At 43.2% G+C, this 14,087-nt stretch carries 15 protein-coding genes; 8 read left to right on the top strand and 7 right to left on the bottom strand.

Going from position 1 to position 14,087, the window contains the following annotated elements:
• Positions 1-49 precede the first annotated feature (49 nt).
• Positions 50-193, top strand: a complete 144-nt coding sequence (locus PNK_RS13315) for a hypothetical protein (protein ID WP_158021682.1) — start codon at positions 50-52, stop codon at positions 191-193.
• Here the strand turns inward: PNK_RS13315 and PNK_RS03500 are convergent.
• The 4 genes from PNK_RS03500 to PNK_RS03485 are packed head-to-tail and all read right to left on the bottom strand — an operon-like array spanning position 190 to position 4,112.
• A complete protein-coding gene (locus tag PNK_RS03500; RefSeq protein ID WP_059060320.1) occupies positions 190-1,680 on the bottom strand; it encodes a hypothetical protein in 1,491 nt (496 codons plus the stop codon). The two genes, PNK_RS13315 and PNK_RS03500, sit on opposite strands and share 4 nt — an antisense overlap.
• On the bottom strand, positions 1,677-2,396 hold the full coding sequence (locus tag PNK_RS03495) for an SDR family NAD(P)-dependent oxidoreductase (protein WP_059060319.1): 720 nt from the start codon (positions 2,394-2,396) through the stop codon (positions 1,677-1,679). The genes PNK_RS03500 and PNK_RS03495 overlap by 4 nt, the downstream gene beginning before the upstream one ends.
• A complete protein-coding gene (gene folB / locus PNK_RS03490) occupies positions 2,393-3,184 on the bottom strand; it encodes a dihydroneopterin aldolase (protein ID WP_059060317.1) in 792 nt (263 codons plus the stop codon). Before folB ends, PNK_RS03495 begins: the two co-directional genes overlap by 4 nt.
• The gene (locus PNK_RS03485; protein WP_079992792.1) at positions 3,177-4,112 is read right to left on the bottom strand and encodes an HAD-IIB family hydrolase; all 936 of its coding nucleotides are present in this window, start codon (positions 4,110-4,112) and stop codon (positions 3,177-3,179) included. Before PNK_RS03485 ends, folB begins: the two co-directional genes overlap by 8 nt.
• A 30-nt stretch (positions 4,113-4,142) precedes the next feature.
• Between PNK_RS03485 and PNK_RS03480 the strand changes: the two genes are divergently transcribed.
• From PNK_RS03480 to PNK_RS03455, 7 genes are all read left to right on the top strand, one after another.
• A complete protein-coding gene (locus PNK_RS03480; RefSeq protein WP_158021681.1) occupies positions 4,143-4,703 on the top strand; it encodes a flagellar biosynthetic protein FliO in 561 nt (186 codons plus the stop codon).
• A gap of 387 nt (positions 4,704-5,090) precedes the next feature.
• Positions 5,091-5,942 carry a hypothetical protein gene (locus PNK_RS03475; protein ID WP_059060313.1) on the top strand — a complete coding sequence of 284 codons (852 nt, stop codon included), beginning with the start codon at positions 5,091-5,093 and terminating at the stop codon, positions 5,940-5,942.
• A gap of 500 nt (positions 5,943-6,442) precedes the next feature.
• On the top strand, positions 6,443-7,381 hold the full coding sequence (locus PNK_RS03470; RefSeq protein WP_032125244.1) for a hypothetical protein: 939 nt from the start codon (positions 6,443-6,445) through the stop codon (positions 7,379-7,381).
• Between the two features lie 92 nt (positions 7,382-7,473).
• A complete protein-coding gene (locus PNK_RS13310) occupies positions 7,474-7,650 on the top strand; it encodes a hypothetical protein (RefSeq protein WP_158021680.1) in 177 nt (58 codons plus the stop codon).
• Between the two features lie 51 nt (positions 7,651-7,701).
• Positions 7,702-8,172 carry a YbjN domain-containing protein gene (locus tag PNK_RS03465; protein ID WP_032125243.1) on the top strand — a complete coding sequence of 157 codons (471 nt, stop codon included), beginning with the start codon at positions 7,702-7,704 and terminating at the stop codon, positions 8,170-8,172.
• A 4-nt stretch (positions 8,173-8,176) separates the two neighbouring features.
• Positions 8,177-8,899 carry a putative quorum-sensing-regulated virulence factor gene (locus PNK_RS03460; protein WP_032125242.1) on the top strand — a complete coding sequence of 241 codons (723 nt, stop codon included), beginning with the start codon at positions 8,177-8,179 and terminating at the stop codon, positions 8,897-8,899.
• A complete protein-coding gene (locus tag PNK_RS03455; RefSeq protein WP_059060311.1) occupies positions 8,896-9,702 on the top strand; it encodes an SDR family oxidoreductase in 807 nt (268 codons plus the stop codon). The genes PNK_RS03460 and PNK_RS03455 overlap by 4 nt, the downstream gene beginning before the upstream one ends.
• Positions 9,703-9,830: 128 nt before the next feature.
• Here the strand turns inward: PNK_RS03455 and PNK_RS03450 are convergent, their stop codons facing one another.
• The 3 genes from PNK_RS03450 to PNK_RS03440 are packed head-to-tail and all read right to left on the bottom strand — an operon-like array spanning position 9,831 to position 13,753.
• On the bottom strand, positions 9,831-11,762 hold the full coding sequence (locus PNK_RS03450) for an ABC transporter ATP-binding protein (RefSeq protein WP_032125240.1): 1,932 nt from the start codon (positions 11,760-11,762) through the stop codon (positions 9,831-9,833).
• Between the two features lie 9 nt (positions 11,763-11,771).
• Complete coding sequence (locus PNK_RS03445) at positions 11,772-12,722, bottom strand: acetyl-CoA carboxylase carboxyltransferase subunit alpha (protein ID WP_032125239.1); 951 nt, start codon at positions 12,720-12,722, stop codon at positions 11,772-11,774.
• Between the two features lie 29 nt (positions 12,723-12,751).
• Entirely contained in the window at positions 12,752-13,753 is a 1,002-nt protein-coding gene (locus tag PNK_RS03440; RefSeq protein ID WP_032125238.1) for a L,D-transpeptidase, read from the bottom strand.
• Between the last annotated feature and the right edge of the window lie 334 nt (positions 13,754-14,087).

Below are 14,087 nucleotides of genomic sequence, written 5' to 3'. Positions count from 1 at the left end.
ATATTTTGGAACAGATCTTCTGTAGAATTTTGAGAGCATATGTGTACACATGGTCGCAAAATTCATCAAAAAAGCTGTCAAAAATGAGCATTTTAACAGCCGCATGGAATGTCGCAAAAAGTCTAATAAGGAAATGAAGCTCATCTATGAATTGGGGGTTGCTCCTGTCTCGCCATCTAACGGTACGCTTTAAGTAAACTTGAGCGTGGCTTTAATCAAACAAGGCGTCTTTCGCCTAACTGTCCGGACAAAAAGCAAGGCATCGTAAGCTTGAAAGTGCTTTTCCTCGCTGATCAACTTCAATTGCGAAGGCCGATTACCTCGTGCTATATGGCCAAAAAATTGGCCCTCCCCTTCAGCGAGCTCAAAAGTCATTAAAAGCGTTTTTCCATTGTCAAAACTGAAAGAAAGCTCTTTGCCGAATTCGAAAGTATTGGACATTTCCCCCTCAACGCGCACCTGCCAATCAGGATGATCATCCCAATAAAAGCAAATGTCTCGCTGCCTATCCTTTTCCTCTTTTTCCGACTCTTCGCCAAAATAAAAAAAGAGCTCCAAACACCGGCCGGCTTCATGCGTTTGATAGCTGGCCTGGCTGTATTTTCCACCTTGGCAAACTAGAGTATGAAGACGCTCTGGTGCACCCCAGGCTAAACGAAAAGGGGTTATCGTTTTTTCGCCAATCGGGCCAGCATGGCCTTTCTTTTCCAATAACGCATAGGCCTGTGTTGAATCTCCAGCTAGCTGCCACATTTGCTCTTTGTAGAGCCCAGATAGTTGATGAGAACATTGGCTTTCAATACCTGCAGGAATCTGCGATTGAATCAAGCTCCCTTGCAGGTGATAAATGCCAAGAGCCTCCACTCTGTGCGAAAAGTGGCCGCAAAAAAAGCCCATGAAAAGGTCATAGAGATTTGCTTGAGGCTCATCTTTATTTTGCCATTCCCTCACGCACGGACCAATATAACAGCTTAACTGAGGATGCCAAGAACCATTGACAAAGCTCCAAAAAGACTTCCAATCCGAGTCTTGCATCCCAACCATCTGATGCGCAATTAAGAGATCTGCCAAATAGACAGTCGCGTACCAGCTAATCGACGGCTGAGAAAGCTCTTTCCATAAGCTTATGCCTTTTTCCAGCCACTCTTGGTTCTTCAACAACCCTCCGCACGCTTGCAAGCCCGCCGCTAAACGAGCCGCCAAAGAATAGGGGAAAGGATGCTCGGCATGTGTTCGAATTCCATAGCGCACGAGATTGGCTAATCTTTTTTCAAGCTTTTGCTTTAAGTCAAGCCCCAGCACATGTCCAAACTGCTTTAAAATCCAGTAAAAGGGGGCAATTAGCCTCACTCCCACTTCAGAGTCATAACAAAAAGGATACTCGTGCACATAGAAGGGAAAATTACCTTCTGCTTCACCTTGAATAGCTTGAAAATTTAAGAGCTTATCTAAAAGCTCCTTTGCCTCATTCATATTTTCTACGAGGCGTGAACGCAAGAGAGCCAAGACAAACAAACCATTCTCATAAAGGGGAATGGTCTGATGAATAGCTGGAACAGGCAGGCTGTTGTAATAATGCACGAAACCTGTTTGGGAGCTCTGAAAAGCACGCCCTGATAATAAAGCCTTGTCTATAAGCACTTTTAAGCGCTCCGTCTGGTCCGTTTTTTCGTTGATCATGATAAGCCGACGCCTCCTGCAACTTCGATGTTTTGTCCTGTTAAATAAGCGCTGTCCGGGTGAAGTAAAAAGGCCGCAACGCGGCTCACCTCCCAGCACGTGGCTGGCCGCCCCATGGGAAGCTTGCAAGCCTCCGGCAAGTTGATCGAGGTCGATAAATGGCCTGGCGAAATCATATTAACGCGGACGCCTTGCGGGGCCAGCTCTTTTGCAAGTGAACGCGTTAGCATCAATAAACCAGCCTTGGTCATGCTATAAGCCGTTGAATAGGTTCGAGCCTGATGAGTTTCCAGCCCGCAAATCCCAATATTGATAATCTGCCCCTTCAAATTAGTCAAAGAAGGCAAAAGCTCTTTAATTAAAACGAAAGGAGTATGAAGATTGGTCTGAAATAGAGCCATCCACTCGTCAACTTCAGTCAGAACAGCCGATTTAATTAAATAGTTGCCCACATTATTGATTAGATGCCGGGTATCGGGAAATTGCTTCACATATCTTCCAGTAAAGTCCAAAAGGGAGTCTAACGATGAAAAGTCGCCTTGAATCGCAACTGCCTCCACTCCAAATGCTTGACAGTGCTTTACTACTTCCAAGGCCTCTTTTTCACTTCGGTTATAATGGACGGCAATTGAATACCCTTCTTTCGCAAGAGTATGGCACAAATCGGCTCCAAGCCCTTTAGCACCTCCTGTCACCAATGTCCAAGCCACTCTCATCCCTCCTTGCGCTCTTCAATTTCTATGACAGCGTATTCAGCGCTTGGAATGGCAGCCGGTTTCTTAATGCGAATCTTAACCCATCGAACTTTGAAAAGCGCAAAGATACGATTCATGATCGTACAAGCAAGGGTTTCTAATAATTGATAGCCGCCTTCTTGAGCCACTTTTGTGCAGAGATCAGTCAGTTGAGTATAGTCCAAGGTGTCTTGAACATTGTCTGTGGCGGCAGGTGTTGCAAAATCAATCTCCGCTTTAACATCAAAATAGAGATCTTGCTCTTGCGTGCGTTCATGAGGATACACACCGATTTTACAGCGTACATGATGGTGCTCAAATCCAATGACTCCCAAGCGAGGCTTTCTAAATGGATTATGAGACAAATACCATTCGATGAGCACGCGACATTCACGATGCAGGGGTAAATTAAGAGCTTCTTTGGGCTGTACCCAGATAAATTCATAAGCTTCGTCGTTTAAAACAACGGTCGTTTTAGCGCATGAAGAGTCTAATTTGGCAATGAAGTCGTTCATGACAAAGTGTCGAGGCTGCCAAAACTCAGGAGAGGCAATGCATTCTTGAACAAAGGCAAAGCGAATATCGGTAATTTCCAACCCAGTTTCTTCCCTCACTTCTCTCTGAAAAGCATCTTCTAGCCGCTCCCCCCACTCAACTTTGCCGCCAGGCAATGAATAAAGGTCTTTCCATTTTTTCGAACGAACAAGAAAAAGATCGCCATCATCGGCAATGATTAATCCGCCAACGGTTGCAAGTGGACGATCAACCATGGCTGCCCCCTTTATTTTGAGAAAGATGTGTCAAGGCCTTGGTCAAGCCTTCAATAATGCCCTGTTCACTGGCAGGAGGAGCCACGATATCGGCAATCGATAAAAGCTTTTGCGGTGCATTGCTCATCGCAATTTTTATTGTCGCTGCTTTCAAAAGCGAATAGTCGTTAAGGTCGTCACCGGCGGCTATAACTGGAGTCTTTATCCCTTTTAACTTCACATATTCTTTTAAAGCCGCTCCTTTCGTTGCGTCAGGGTGGGTGACTTGTACGACAAAATAGTCGGTGCTAAAAGGATCGCGAATGAGCGGAGCATGGAGAGCGAGTTCTTGCTCGATCTGTTCGCTTAGTAAAAAGGCGGCTCGTTCTTTGGCAAAGCATTTGAAAGAGGCGAAAGAAGAGGTGGGCAAGTGCTCAAAGGTTTGCATGGGCTGCCATTTTTCACCAAGTTGGGCCGTCCGCTTTTGCACGTATTCCAAAACATTAGATGGAAATTTTTTAGGACGGTAATAGCAGTGATCTTGATTCTCATACCCTCCATAGACCACGAAATCGGTATGGTGCTGAGAACAGATAACTTCCATATTGGAGATGTCCGCATGAGAAAGATACTTTCTTGCCAAAATTTTCTCTGCCGGCATCTCTACCAAAAGAGCACCATTTTGCACAGCCACAGCATAGGGAAAGGGAAGCCTTTGCAACGAACGCATCCCCCATTGAAAGGGGCGTCCTGTGATAAAAATAACTTGCCATCCCTTTTGATAGAGAGAGTGTAAAAACTGAATGACATCGGGAGGAATGTGCTCTGCTTCTGCTGTTACCGTACCATCGATATCCAAGGCGATAATTCCCTGAACAGGGTGAAAAAACATAGGAAAAAACTCTTTTATGGGTAGTGTTACATTTCGCTTTGTTCGACGTTTTGCCATCTTTTAACATTAATGGTCATCATTATAGCTATGAAACAATATCTTCTCATCCCTTTCTTGTTCTTAACGCTCTTTTCAGCCTCATTAAGTATGGCCCAGGAATCTCAAACCCAGCCTCCTCTCGCCAAAGATGCCCATTCTATTGAACAAGACAGCTCCGACTATCCTGTTTACGATGCCAATGCCGTACACCTTCCAGACGCCTATCATGATCCCTTAGTCGATCCCGTTGTAAAGGATTCAGACACTTTTCAATCTAAATTTATGAATATGCTCTTTTTATTGGGTTTATTGATCGGTTTCATGCTCTTAGCCTCCTGGATGCTTAAGAAGATGACCAAGACGCGGGTAACTCAACTCAATCAAGCAAGCTCCATTAAAGTCTTAGAGACACGCTATCTTTCCCCACGCTCCACTCTTTATCTCTTGGACGTCCAGGGTCAGACCTTATTGATCGCAGAATCCCCAATGGGTGTTGCCCAGCTCGCTTCTCTTGGGGCCGCGCCGGAGTCCGATGAAAAAGGGGACAGCGATTCGGCTCGTACTCTCCCTCCCTTTTTTTCCGATCAACCCAAGCCAAAAAATTCTTAAGTTTTGCCCTTCAAACAGTAGCAATTCTTTTAAGGATCAATCACTCGTTTGAACCGAAAATCCAAATTTAATTTCTTTTAATTAATTACAACTTGATTCAATTAAAAGCCAAACTGATTTACAAAAAAAATAATTACAATTCTATTTGAAATAGATTATTTTTTTATTATTATTTAAGTCTGTACAAATCTAATAAATAAACCATATTTATGCTGATATAAAATTCATTATTTGATTTCATGTGCATTTCACAACAAGAATTTCAGGAAGGTGCTTGTGACAGCAAACTTGAATAGGCTTGCAAGAAATAAAATCTTTTAGCAAGCAGGAAATGAAATCTAATTAAAAACACAAGTAAATATTTAATAAGACTAAAAGGATATATATATGAATCCCCTTCTAATTTCCCTCCACCCCCAACAAGGCTCGCCACACCCTACTCAACTAAAGCTTGAGGCTCAACTCTGTGAATGGCTTGGTCATGCTATTTACAATTTAAAAAATCTCGATGCTATCAAAGAGTCTTTTAAGATAAAAAATTTGTTTGAATTTTCCAGGCTGCCATCAGAGCCCATAGTCTTATGCCTTGTTCAAAGAATAGTCAAACACTTAAAAGGACAAGAGCCGGTTTTATATAATCATTTTGATAAAATAATTGATAAAGAAATGCAAAAACATTCTAAATTATTCTCACCTGAGCTTGGAGCAGAAAAGGGAGATCCTTTATTTATAGCCTTTGCGGCTACAGCCGAAACCTTAGATCAACTCAACTGTGCTTGGGAGCTTGCTAGTAGCCCGCTTCTTCAGCTAAAGATGCTAAAGCAATTGAAAGCTGATAAGCATCCTCTTTTATTGGATCTTTTGAAACATCAATTAAAAACTTCTGGATTTCAAAACTTAAGTCATGAGGAATGCCAGCAAAAGCTTAATGAGATGGCTTGCTCTCCAGAAAAACAGCTCTTTTTAAGTCATTTGATTGAAATGGGGAAGTATTATAATTTATTAATTCCTAAATATAAAACAGAAGCTCAAGAGGCTCTCAAAACAAATACAGGCAGCTCTATAGACGATTTTTCAGCCGCTGTTGCAAAAGATGTTCTAAATTATATTACACCTGATTATATCACATCTGGCTCAAGTCTATCTCATCTGGCTGATCAGTATCCACATCTTCCAGCTAGTTTATTAGGTGAACTAGCTGAACAGATGAAAGACAACCTCTTTCCTCAAAACTCATGAAAAACGCGGAGAAAATATAAAATGCATGGAGTAGTCTGCTTTTGATAAAAAATGCAGAGACTACCCATGCAAACTGAACCTAATTATCGCATTAGAAATTGGTCTGAGCATAACAAAGACCTCATTCAAAGGGGAAGTCCAACTACTTGGATTGATGAAAAAGCAATCAAAAATTGGTTTTCCTCCCATCATACCTGTCCAGCAGGAAGGTGCGGCAACACATTCTGATTTGGGAGAAAGTTCATAGCAAAGGTGGCATTTGTATTGTGCCGCCGCCGAAAGATGCGATTAGAAGAATCAGGTTGGGAAAAGGCGCGGGATGATGCAATTGCCGCAATTTATGGATTTGGTGGAGGCTTTTTATGCTGTAAAGGCTATTACGTACCAAGGACACACTCCTATAGCAGTTGGCTGAACTTCCTCTTCTAAAACCATCGTTTTAATTGAGATTTTATTACGTTTTTAATATCCTTTCTTATTTAGAGAGAGGTTTGGTTAAAATGAACAGTCGCACCTCCATAACCAACTTAAACAATCAATACGAATTTGATGTACTCTGTGCGCAAAAAAGTATTGAAATTTTTGAGATGGCATTGAAAACAGGCGCTCTTCCTACAAGAGCCAATCTGTTTATCAACGTATTGGGCGAGGCCATCCGTTTCCCCTTTTACCTGGCCATCAAAATACTTGCTGCCTTATCACACCTATTGGCCTATTTAACCGTAAAAATCCGGAACCAGGCTATTGAGCTAAGTTTTAGTGGGTTTTTTCACCTTATTTTTTTAACTCTCATCCAATTATTGTGCCCTCTTCTTTGCACCGCTATTCGCATGATAAGTTCGTTGATCGGTTTCTTTTCGCCCTATTGGGCCTTACAAGGTTGGTGTTGGGCCGAAAAAAAAGAGGAGTGTTCGCATCAGCTCGTCGCTCATCATTGGCAGACTGCGATGCCCCTACCTCCTGGAAAAGGAAGCCTGCAAAAAGACATCCGTCCTGCTAACGCCCTCTTCTATCTTGGCTGGCATCGCACGCATACTATTGCCCAAAGTGCTTCTTTACCTACCCATACGCAAAAACTAGAAACGACCATTCGCTCATCAGTCTTAAGATTCCTGCAAACCTTAGAACAGCATCAGGAGAATGGGCTTGAAATTAAAGATGAACCCATTTCCTCTAACACCAACGAAGCTTGGAAAAAACTCAGGGAAGCGGCGGAAGCCTCTGATGAAAATCACGACTGGATGCACAGCTTCTCCCAAGAGCTTACGATAGAAGAATTGCACGCTTTATTTAGCGATTTATGCCTGTGGCTGGAAACGCATTGTTTTGAACAAACCCATTGTGGCAATCGAGTCCTTCTTTTGTCGCAAGTCAACCAACTAAAGAACCTATTCAGCCATAGACTCAAGTTTGGACGTGCCAGTTTTCCGGTCAGCTAAATAACTTACAAGGGCAATTTTTTGGCAAATGACGTATAACATTGATCGAATTTCGCAAAACCGTTAAATTACAATCCATTTTATGTTTTAATATGGATGATACAATGAAACGCACGCTCTCTTACTGGACTCTTCTTCCTCTTTTATTGGTTTTATCAAGCTGCTATCGCATGCCTGGCGAAAATGAATTTTCTGTGGTGCCAACGACAAATAATCCGTCCGTAACGTGTGAAAAAGCCAGTAGCATGTTACCTGGTATGGGAATGTAAAAGACTGTTTACGCCCTTGCGAACAGCCTCTAAGATTAAAAGGATTAGATCATGATTAATATGACCCCAGAAGCGTTATTAGCTTTCATGCAGAAGAATAAGTATGAAGCAGATATCCAGTCGGAAACCCAGCAAGTCTATACAATTTTAAAAGTTTCGCAAAAAGAATACCCTCTTTTTCTCCGAGTCTTTGATGATGGCCATCTTTTGCAAATGCTAGCCTTCATTCCTTGCCAGCTAGAACGCAATGTCGTTCCAGACATGGCTCGTTTGCTCCATTTATTGAACAAAGAATTGGATGTTCCAGGCTTTGGCATGGATGAAACGGCCGGAGTTGTATTCTATCGCCTGATGCTACCAACGCCAAATAAAAAAATCGATGGAGAGCTTTTACTAGCCTTCCTTAAAACGGTTGAGCATGTCTGCCAAATGTTTGCGACGCCTATCGAAGCAGTTGGATTTGGCCAAACAACGCTAGATGAAATCTTAGAAAAAGCCCAGGAAATGGATCAGGGAAAGTAAGGACATGCCTCTAAGAGCCATTTATTACGATACAGAAACCACCGGAGTAAAGGCAGAAAGGGATCGGGTCATTGAAATTGCCGCCTATGATCCCCTTCTTAACCGCCGCTTTGAAAGATTCGTCAATCCTGGCTTCCCCATTCCTCCTGAATCCACTGCCATTCACCACATTACAGATGAGATGGTGGCAGATGCTCCCTCCTTCGCCCAAATTGGACTCGAATTTGCCGAATTTTGCGAAGGTGAGGTGGTTCTGATCGCCCACAACAATGACAACTTCGACTACCACTTTTTACGCCTCGAATACGAGCGCAATCAACTGTCAATGCCCACGCATTGGAAGTTTTTAGATACTCTGAAATGGGCAAGACGTTATCGTTCGGATCTTCCCCGCCATACGCTTCAATTCTTGCGTGAAATTTATGGAGTCGCTGCCAATAATGCCCACCGCGCACTCGATGACGTGATCGTTCTTCATCAGGTCTTTAGCTACATGATCGATGACTTGGAAATCGATGAAGTATATTCCCTTCTAAATCGCCCTCGCCTCATCCAGCATATGCCATTTGGTAAACATCAAGGCCAACCGCTAAGCCAAATCCCGCGCAATTACATTCAATGGCTTGTATCAACGGGTGCCTTTGACAAGCCTGAAAACCACGAATTGAAAGAGAGCTTCTCACGGCTCGGTATGCTAGAACCTGCAGGAGCTGCCGGGGCCGCATGAAGATCGGAATCCTGGGTTGCGGATACGTTGGCCAAGCGGCCGCCCATTACTGGAAGCTTGCTGGTCATCACATTTCCGTCACCACTCGCAAGCAAGAGCGAATAGCTTCTTTGCAGCAATGTGCCGATGAAGTTCATCTAATCCAAGACCTGCTCCTTTTTCCCTTTTTAAGCGAAATAGAAGCCCTTCTAGTAAGCGTAGCACCGGATTCAAATTCCACTTATCTAGCAACTTACCTCCAAACGGCACAGCAGATTGCAGAGCATCTTCCCAGGCTGCCGAAGCTTAAGCACATACTTTACACTAGCAGCACCTCTGTATATGGAGATTTCCAAGGGGATTGGGTAGACGAGGCGACACCTTTGGCTGCACTAAGCGATAATGGCCGATGCTTATACCAAACCGAGCAAACTTTTCTTGAAACAACCGTTGGACGCGTCGTCATTTTCCGATTGGGAGAAATCTATGGCCCAGGTCGCTATGTTAGCGATCGTTTGCGACGATCCCCTACGCTTACATTCCCAGGGACCGGTAATCAATACACCAATCTCATTCACTTAACGGATATTGTAAGAGCTCTTGATTTTGCATTGGCAAAGTCACTGCACGGCCTTTTTAATTTATGCAATGATCTGCATCTGCCAAGACGTGAATTCTATGACAAACTATGCCAGCAGGCTAATCTTCCCAAAATAGCTTGGGATCCTTCGCGAGCCAGCCCCCATGGCGGAAATAAAAAAGTTTCCAATCAAAAAATCAAAAATCTAGGTTTTGCTTTTCTTGAAAATGACTGCTCCCATTAAGTACTCACCTTTATGCAAACAGAGAAATTGGGCTTAAGCCAAAGCTACACTGTTTGTATAAAGATGAGTTCATTTAAGCCAGACCTACCATCCCTTTTTATCATTGATTAAAGACAGAGCGAGTGGAGCTATCCATTGCCGGCTTGCAAAGCTGGCTGCTGGTACATCAACTCCCACATCTTCTTGAAAGGAGGGCATGTTTGTAAAAGCTCATCTTTGGTCCCCTCGGCAATCTTTTCACCGTGCTCCAAGAAGATGATTTTATCGGCATCTTCGATGGTTGACAAGCGATGAGCAATGACAATCTGAGTCATTTTTCCATGCAGCTGCCCCAAAGCGGACTTGATGTGGGCTTCACTCATGGCATCAAGAGACGAGGTAGCCTCATCCATGATCAAAATAGGAGCCTTCTTAACAAGCGCGCGTGCAATCGCTAAACGCTGCTGTTGCCCGCCAGACAGGTTTTTACCAGCCTCAGATAATTCAGTTTGATAGCCGTTTGGCAACTGACAAATAAACTCGTCAGCATGGGCCTGCCTTGCAGCTTCTTGAATATCTGCCTGGCTAAAAGGGCGGCCAAAAGAGATATTTTCAGAAACAGTATCAAGAAAAAGAAAAGGCTTTTGCGGCACAAAAGCCATCTGTTCACGCAGTGACTTTTGGGTATAGGTAGTAAGTGGGCGACCATTAATGCGGATTTCCCCTTTCTGAACGTCGTAAAGGCGCGGAAGCAGTTGCACAATGGTCGATTTACCAGACCCTGTCGGGCCCACAAGCGCAACCGTTTGCCCTTTGCGGACAGAAAAGCTGACTCCTTTTAAGACCCACTTAGACTCATACTTAAACCAGACATCATCAAATTCGATCGTCTCATCTAAGGTGTTTAAATGAAGGGCACCATCGTGATCTCGAATCTGCGGCTGCAAATCTAAAACCTCTTGCATTCTTTCTGCCGCTGCAATGCCTCTTTGGATATGTGTATTTTCTTCAGCAAATTTTTTAATGGGTTCATAGAAAACATAAAGCAAGCCGCAATACACAAGGACATCCGACACATTAAGCTGTAAAACGTATAAGCCATATAAAAGCGCTGTTGCCAAAAAGAACATCCCAATGGTGTGTACGATTGGTCTAGAAGAAAGATCATAGCGGGCGCTTTTTTGCTCTAAAGCTGCCATCTTCGCATTCTGTTCGCGGTATTTTTTTAGCGAAAATTCTTCCATGGCAAAGACTTTGACAGTTTGAATTCCCGCTAGAAAATCGATCAAAACGGTAGCAAAGGTTTCCTGATTTTTTTGAATCTGTTTAGAAATCTTTTTGACCTTTTTAGCCAAAAATACGATAGGGAAAACAATCAAAGGGAAACCAAAGAAAATGATAAGAGAAAGCTGCCAAGATGTATAGAAACAGAGCCCAAGCGTTGTTAAAACAGTAAATGGAGTCTGGAGATAATTCACCAAACAAGCATTCAAGGCCTCTGCCACAAGCGAAGCATCTCCCACTACACGTGAAGAAAGGCTTCCGATGTTGTGCTTCTGATAAAACTCCATCGGCAAGGCTTGAATGTGCTCAAAATAAGCCTGACGCAAATCACGACTTACTCGAATGGCAACAAGCCTGGCTGCAAAGCGTTGGCAAAAAAGAGAAATAGCTTTAAAGAGAGCGACAAAGACGATAAATAAAGCCAGAGCTTTTAAGCTCGTCCCAATCGGAATAATAACGTTCAACCCTTCAACAACTTTCTCGACTAAATCGCGCCCCTTATACTCGCTCAAAAATTGGTTTGTATCATGAAGCGTCACCATCCCTTCCTGAGCCGGATCCAATTGAGTCCAACGCTGCTCAACCTCTTCCCACGTTACCTCTAGCTGACGGTCTAATTTACCTTCTTTAATAGGAGCGAATAATTCAAAAAAGTCGGGACCTTTTCTTGTAATGACTCCTAGCGCCACAACTTCTAACTGGGAAGCAAAAGTCAAAAGAATCATAGACAAGATAGTTAAGCCAATTAACAAACGGTGTCGTTGGCCAAGCAAAGCAGTTCGCAATAAAAGACGCATAGTTAATCATTAACCTTCTAAAAACTGTCCCATTTGACGAAACTTCAAATAACGCTGCTCTAGCAGCAAAGAAGAAGGGATGCGTCTGAGGATATGCATTTGTTCTAAAATAAATTGCTTAAGATTATGGGAAGCCAGCTGCGGGTCATGATGAGCACCGCCAAGAGGTTCAGGAATAATAGCATCAATAATTTTCAACTCTAGTAGATTTTCAGCATTGAGTTTAAGAGCGGATGCGGCTTCAACGTTCTTCGAGGCGTCTTTCCACAAAATGGAAGCACAGCCTTCGGGCGAAATGACCGAATAGTAGGAATGTTCAAGCATTCCAATAACATCCCCTATACCCATTCCAAGAGCACCTCCAGAGCAGCCCTCACCAATTACCGCCACGATAATGGGAGTATTGATGCGCATCATTTCACGCAGATTTTGAGCAATCGCCCATCCCTGTCCACGCTCTTCCGCCTCAAGGCCCGGATAAGCACCTGGAGTATCCAGAAGCGACACGATAGGCAAATGGAATTTTTCAGCCAATTGCATCAAACGAAGAGCTTTACGGAAACCTTCCGGATTTAGCATACCAAAATTGCGATAGACACGGCTCTCGGTGTCATACCCCTTCTCTTGACCCATGATCACACATTTGACTCCGCCGATTTTAGCCAAACCGCCAACAATCGCATGATCGTCTTTATAGCTGCGATCACCGGCCAACTCAGTAAAGCTTTCACACATATTGCGGATAAAATCAATGGCATGCGGCCGCGCAGAATGGCGGCAAATCATAATTCTTTGCCAAGGTGTCAACTCTGAATACACATGCTGCTTGAGCTTCTCTAATTTCTGTTCCAACTTGAGAATTTCAACATCAAAAATAGGATTGTCCTGGCTTTGCTTTTTTAGATGCTCAATCGTTTTGATATACTCATGAATTTGTTTTTCATGGGGTAAAATATCCAACGGCAACTCCTTGAGTTAATTCATTATTTTTAAGGTGATAATCCAACTAGTGTAGAGTCTGCAAAATCGCGGACAATTTCTATCGTAGTCGGCTTAGTAATGATGATGGAAAACAGCTCTTCAATGTCAGGGGTAGCCAAGCGTATGCATCCATCACTTTCATACTTTCCAATGCTCTCTATATTATCAGCAGGCTCGCCCGACCGATATTCCCATGGCGTTCCATGGATACCAAATCCTTTTGCCGGCGCCGTACAAGCTGGACTCAACTCTTCTTCAAAAGGAATCCAACGTGTCCCAAAGATTGTTATCATTTCGGCTTTTTTACCGTGATAAATTCCTGTCGCTTTAGGCTTATAAGTAGCAATCCGATCACCTAAAGAATATTTACCAAGTGGCGTTAAAAGGCCGGAAACACAGGAGGAATCTAACCTACCAAGACCTACTGCATAAGTTTTCACTAAAACGGGACGCTTTTCATCAGATGCTAAATAATAGAACCACATCTTACAGCGCGATGTGTCGATTAATAGATAGAACTGAATGTCCTTATCTTTGCGCAATACATTAAAACGGTCCCCTTCTGCCAATTCCTGCTTCAAATAGTCCGGCTTTCCATTGAGACTGCGCGCAATAAAATGACGCGAGGTATCGTAATGAGACGCATAATCCGAAAGCCATGCCGGACGCCCTTTCTGCCAAGTAACGCGGCTTTTATAAGTCACTGTTTCTACAATGGGAAACTTTGGCTCGTTCTTATTAAAAAACTCTTCAACACGATTGGCCTCAGGCAAATCGATGGCTGCCGCAGATTTCGAAGTAACAGAAGAAAAGGAAGGCTTTACTGACTGAGGCGCTACCGCCAAGGCCGGAGCAATTAATTGAATTTCTTGATCTAGCTCCACCTCAAGCGGAACCTGGCTGGTCGTTACTACAACCGGCGGTACTGACTTACTTTTAAAAATGGCTGCAATGCCGATTGCTCCAAACAGAATAAGTGAAACAAGGGCTAACAGTTTGGGTAGTGTCATCTTTGGCCTCTCTTTAACTTATACACAAAATACCTTCAATAGGAGTCTTTCTATCGCACTAATGCACAGGATTCATCAAGCTCTTCAACTAGTCTATTCAGCTTACAACCAACTAGTTAAAACCATTTATTTCCGACTCGCTCTTTCATTCTTTCTAGAAATAAACATCTCTACCTAAACAATCAGCTAACATGATAAGCCCTTACCGCCTTTTTGCCAAGTTATACGCCAAGTGCTAAAAAAATAGCCTTTTAAAGAATCAAAAGCACTCCCCTTTAACCGATTCAACCTTATTACAGTCAAATACATGTGACAGTGGCCCGCGCTTTTCAAA

This window comes from Candidatus Protochlamydia naegleriophila, assembly GCF_001499655.1.
Lineage (GTDB): Bacteria > Chlamydiota > Chlamydiia > Chlamydiales > Parachlamydiaceae > Protochlamydia > Protochlamydia naegleriophila.
This window is presented reverse-complemented; position numbering and strand designations above follow the sequence as displayed.

Excerpts from the sequence above, each read along its gene's own strand:
- PNK_RS03455 (WP_059060311.1), top strand. The coding sequence starts at position 8,896 with ATGAAGATCGGAATCCTGGGTTGCGGATACGTTGGCCAAGCGGCCGCC.
- PNK_RS03500 (WP_059060320.1), bottom strand. The coding sequence starts at position 1,680 with ATGATCAACGAAAAAACGGACCAGACGGAGCGCTTAAAAGTGCTTATA.
- PNK_RS03495 (WP_059060319.1), bottom strand. The coding sequence starts at position 2,396 with ATGAGAGTGGCTTGGACATTGGTGACAGGAGGTGCTAAAGGGCTTGGA.
- PNK_RS03465 (WP_032125243.1), top strand. The coding sequence starts at position 7,702 with ATGATTAATATGACCCCAGAAGCGTTATTAGCTTTCATGCAGAAGAAT.
- PNK_RS03450 (WP_032125240.1), bottom strand. The coding sequence starts at position 11,762 with ATGCGTCTTTTATTGCGAACTGCTTTGCTTGGCCAACGACACCGTTTG.
- PNK_RS13310 (WP_158021680.1), top strand. The coding sequence starts at position 7,474 with ATGGATGATACAATGAAACGCACGCTCTCTTACTGGACTCTTCTTCCT.
- PNK_RS03480 (WP_158021681.1), top strand. The coding sequence starts at position 4,143 with ATGAAACAATATCTTCTCATCCCTTTCTTGTTCTTAACGCTCTTTTCA.
- folB (WP_059060317.1), bottom strand. The coding sequence starts at position 3,184 with ATGGTTGATCGTCCACTTGCAACCGTTGGCGGATTAATCATTGCCGAT.
- PNK_RS13315 (WP_158021682.1), top strand. The coding sequence starts at position 50 with ATGGTCGCAAAATTCATCAAAAAAGCTGTCAAAAATGAGCATTTTAAC.
- PNK_RS03460 (WP_032125242.1), top strand. The coding sequence starts at position 8,177 with ATGCCTCTAAGAGCCATTTATTACGATACAGAAACCACCGGAGTAAAG.
- PNK_RS03475 (WP_059060313.1), top strand. The coding sequence starts at position 5,091 with ATGAATCCCCTTCTAATTTCCCTCCACCCCCAACAAGGCTCGCCACAC.
- PNK_RS03470 (WP_032125244.1), top strand. The coding sequence starts at position 6,443 with ATGAACAGTCGCACCTCCATAACCAACTTAAACAATCAATACGAATTT.
- PNK_RS03485 (WP_079992792.1), bottom strand. The coding sequence starts at position 4,112 with ATGGCAAAACGTCGAACAAAGCGAAATGTAACACTACCCATAAAAGAG.
- PNK_RS03440 (WP_032125238.1), bottom strand. The coding sequence starts at position 13,753 with ATGACACTACCCAAACTGTTAGCCCTTGTTTCACTTATTCTGTTTGGA.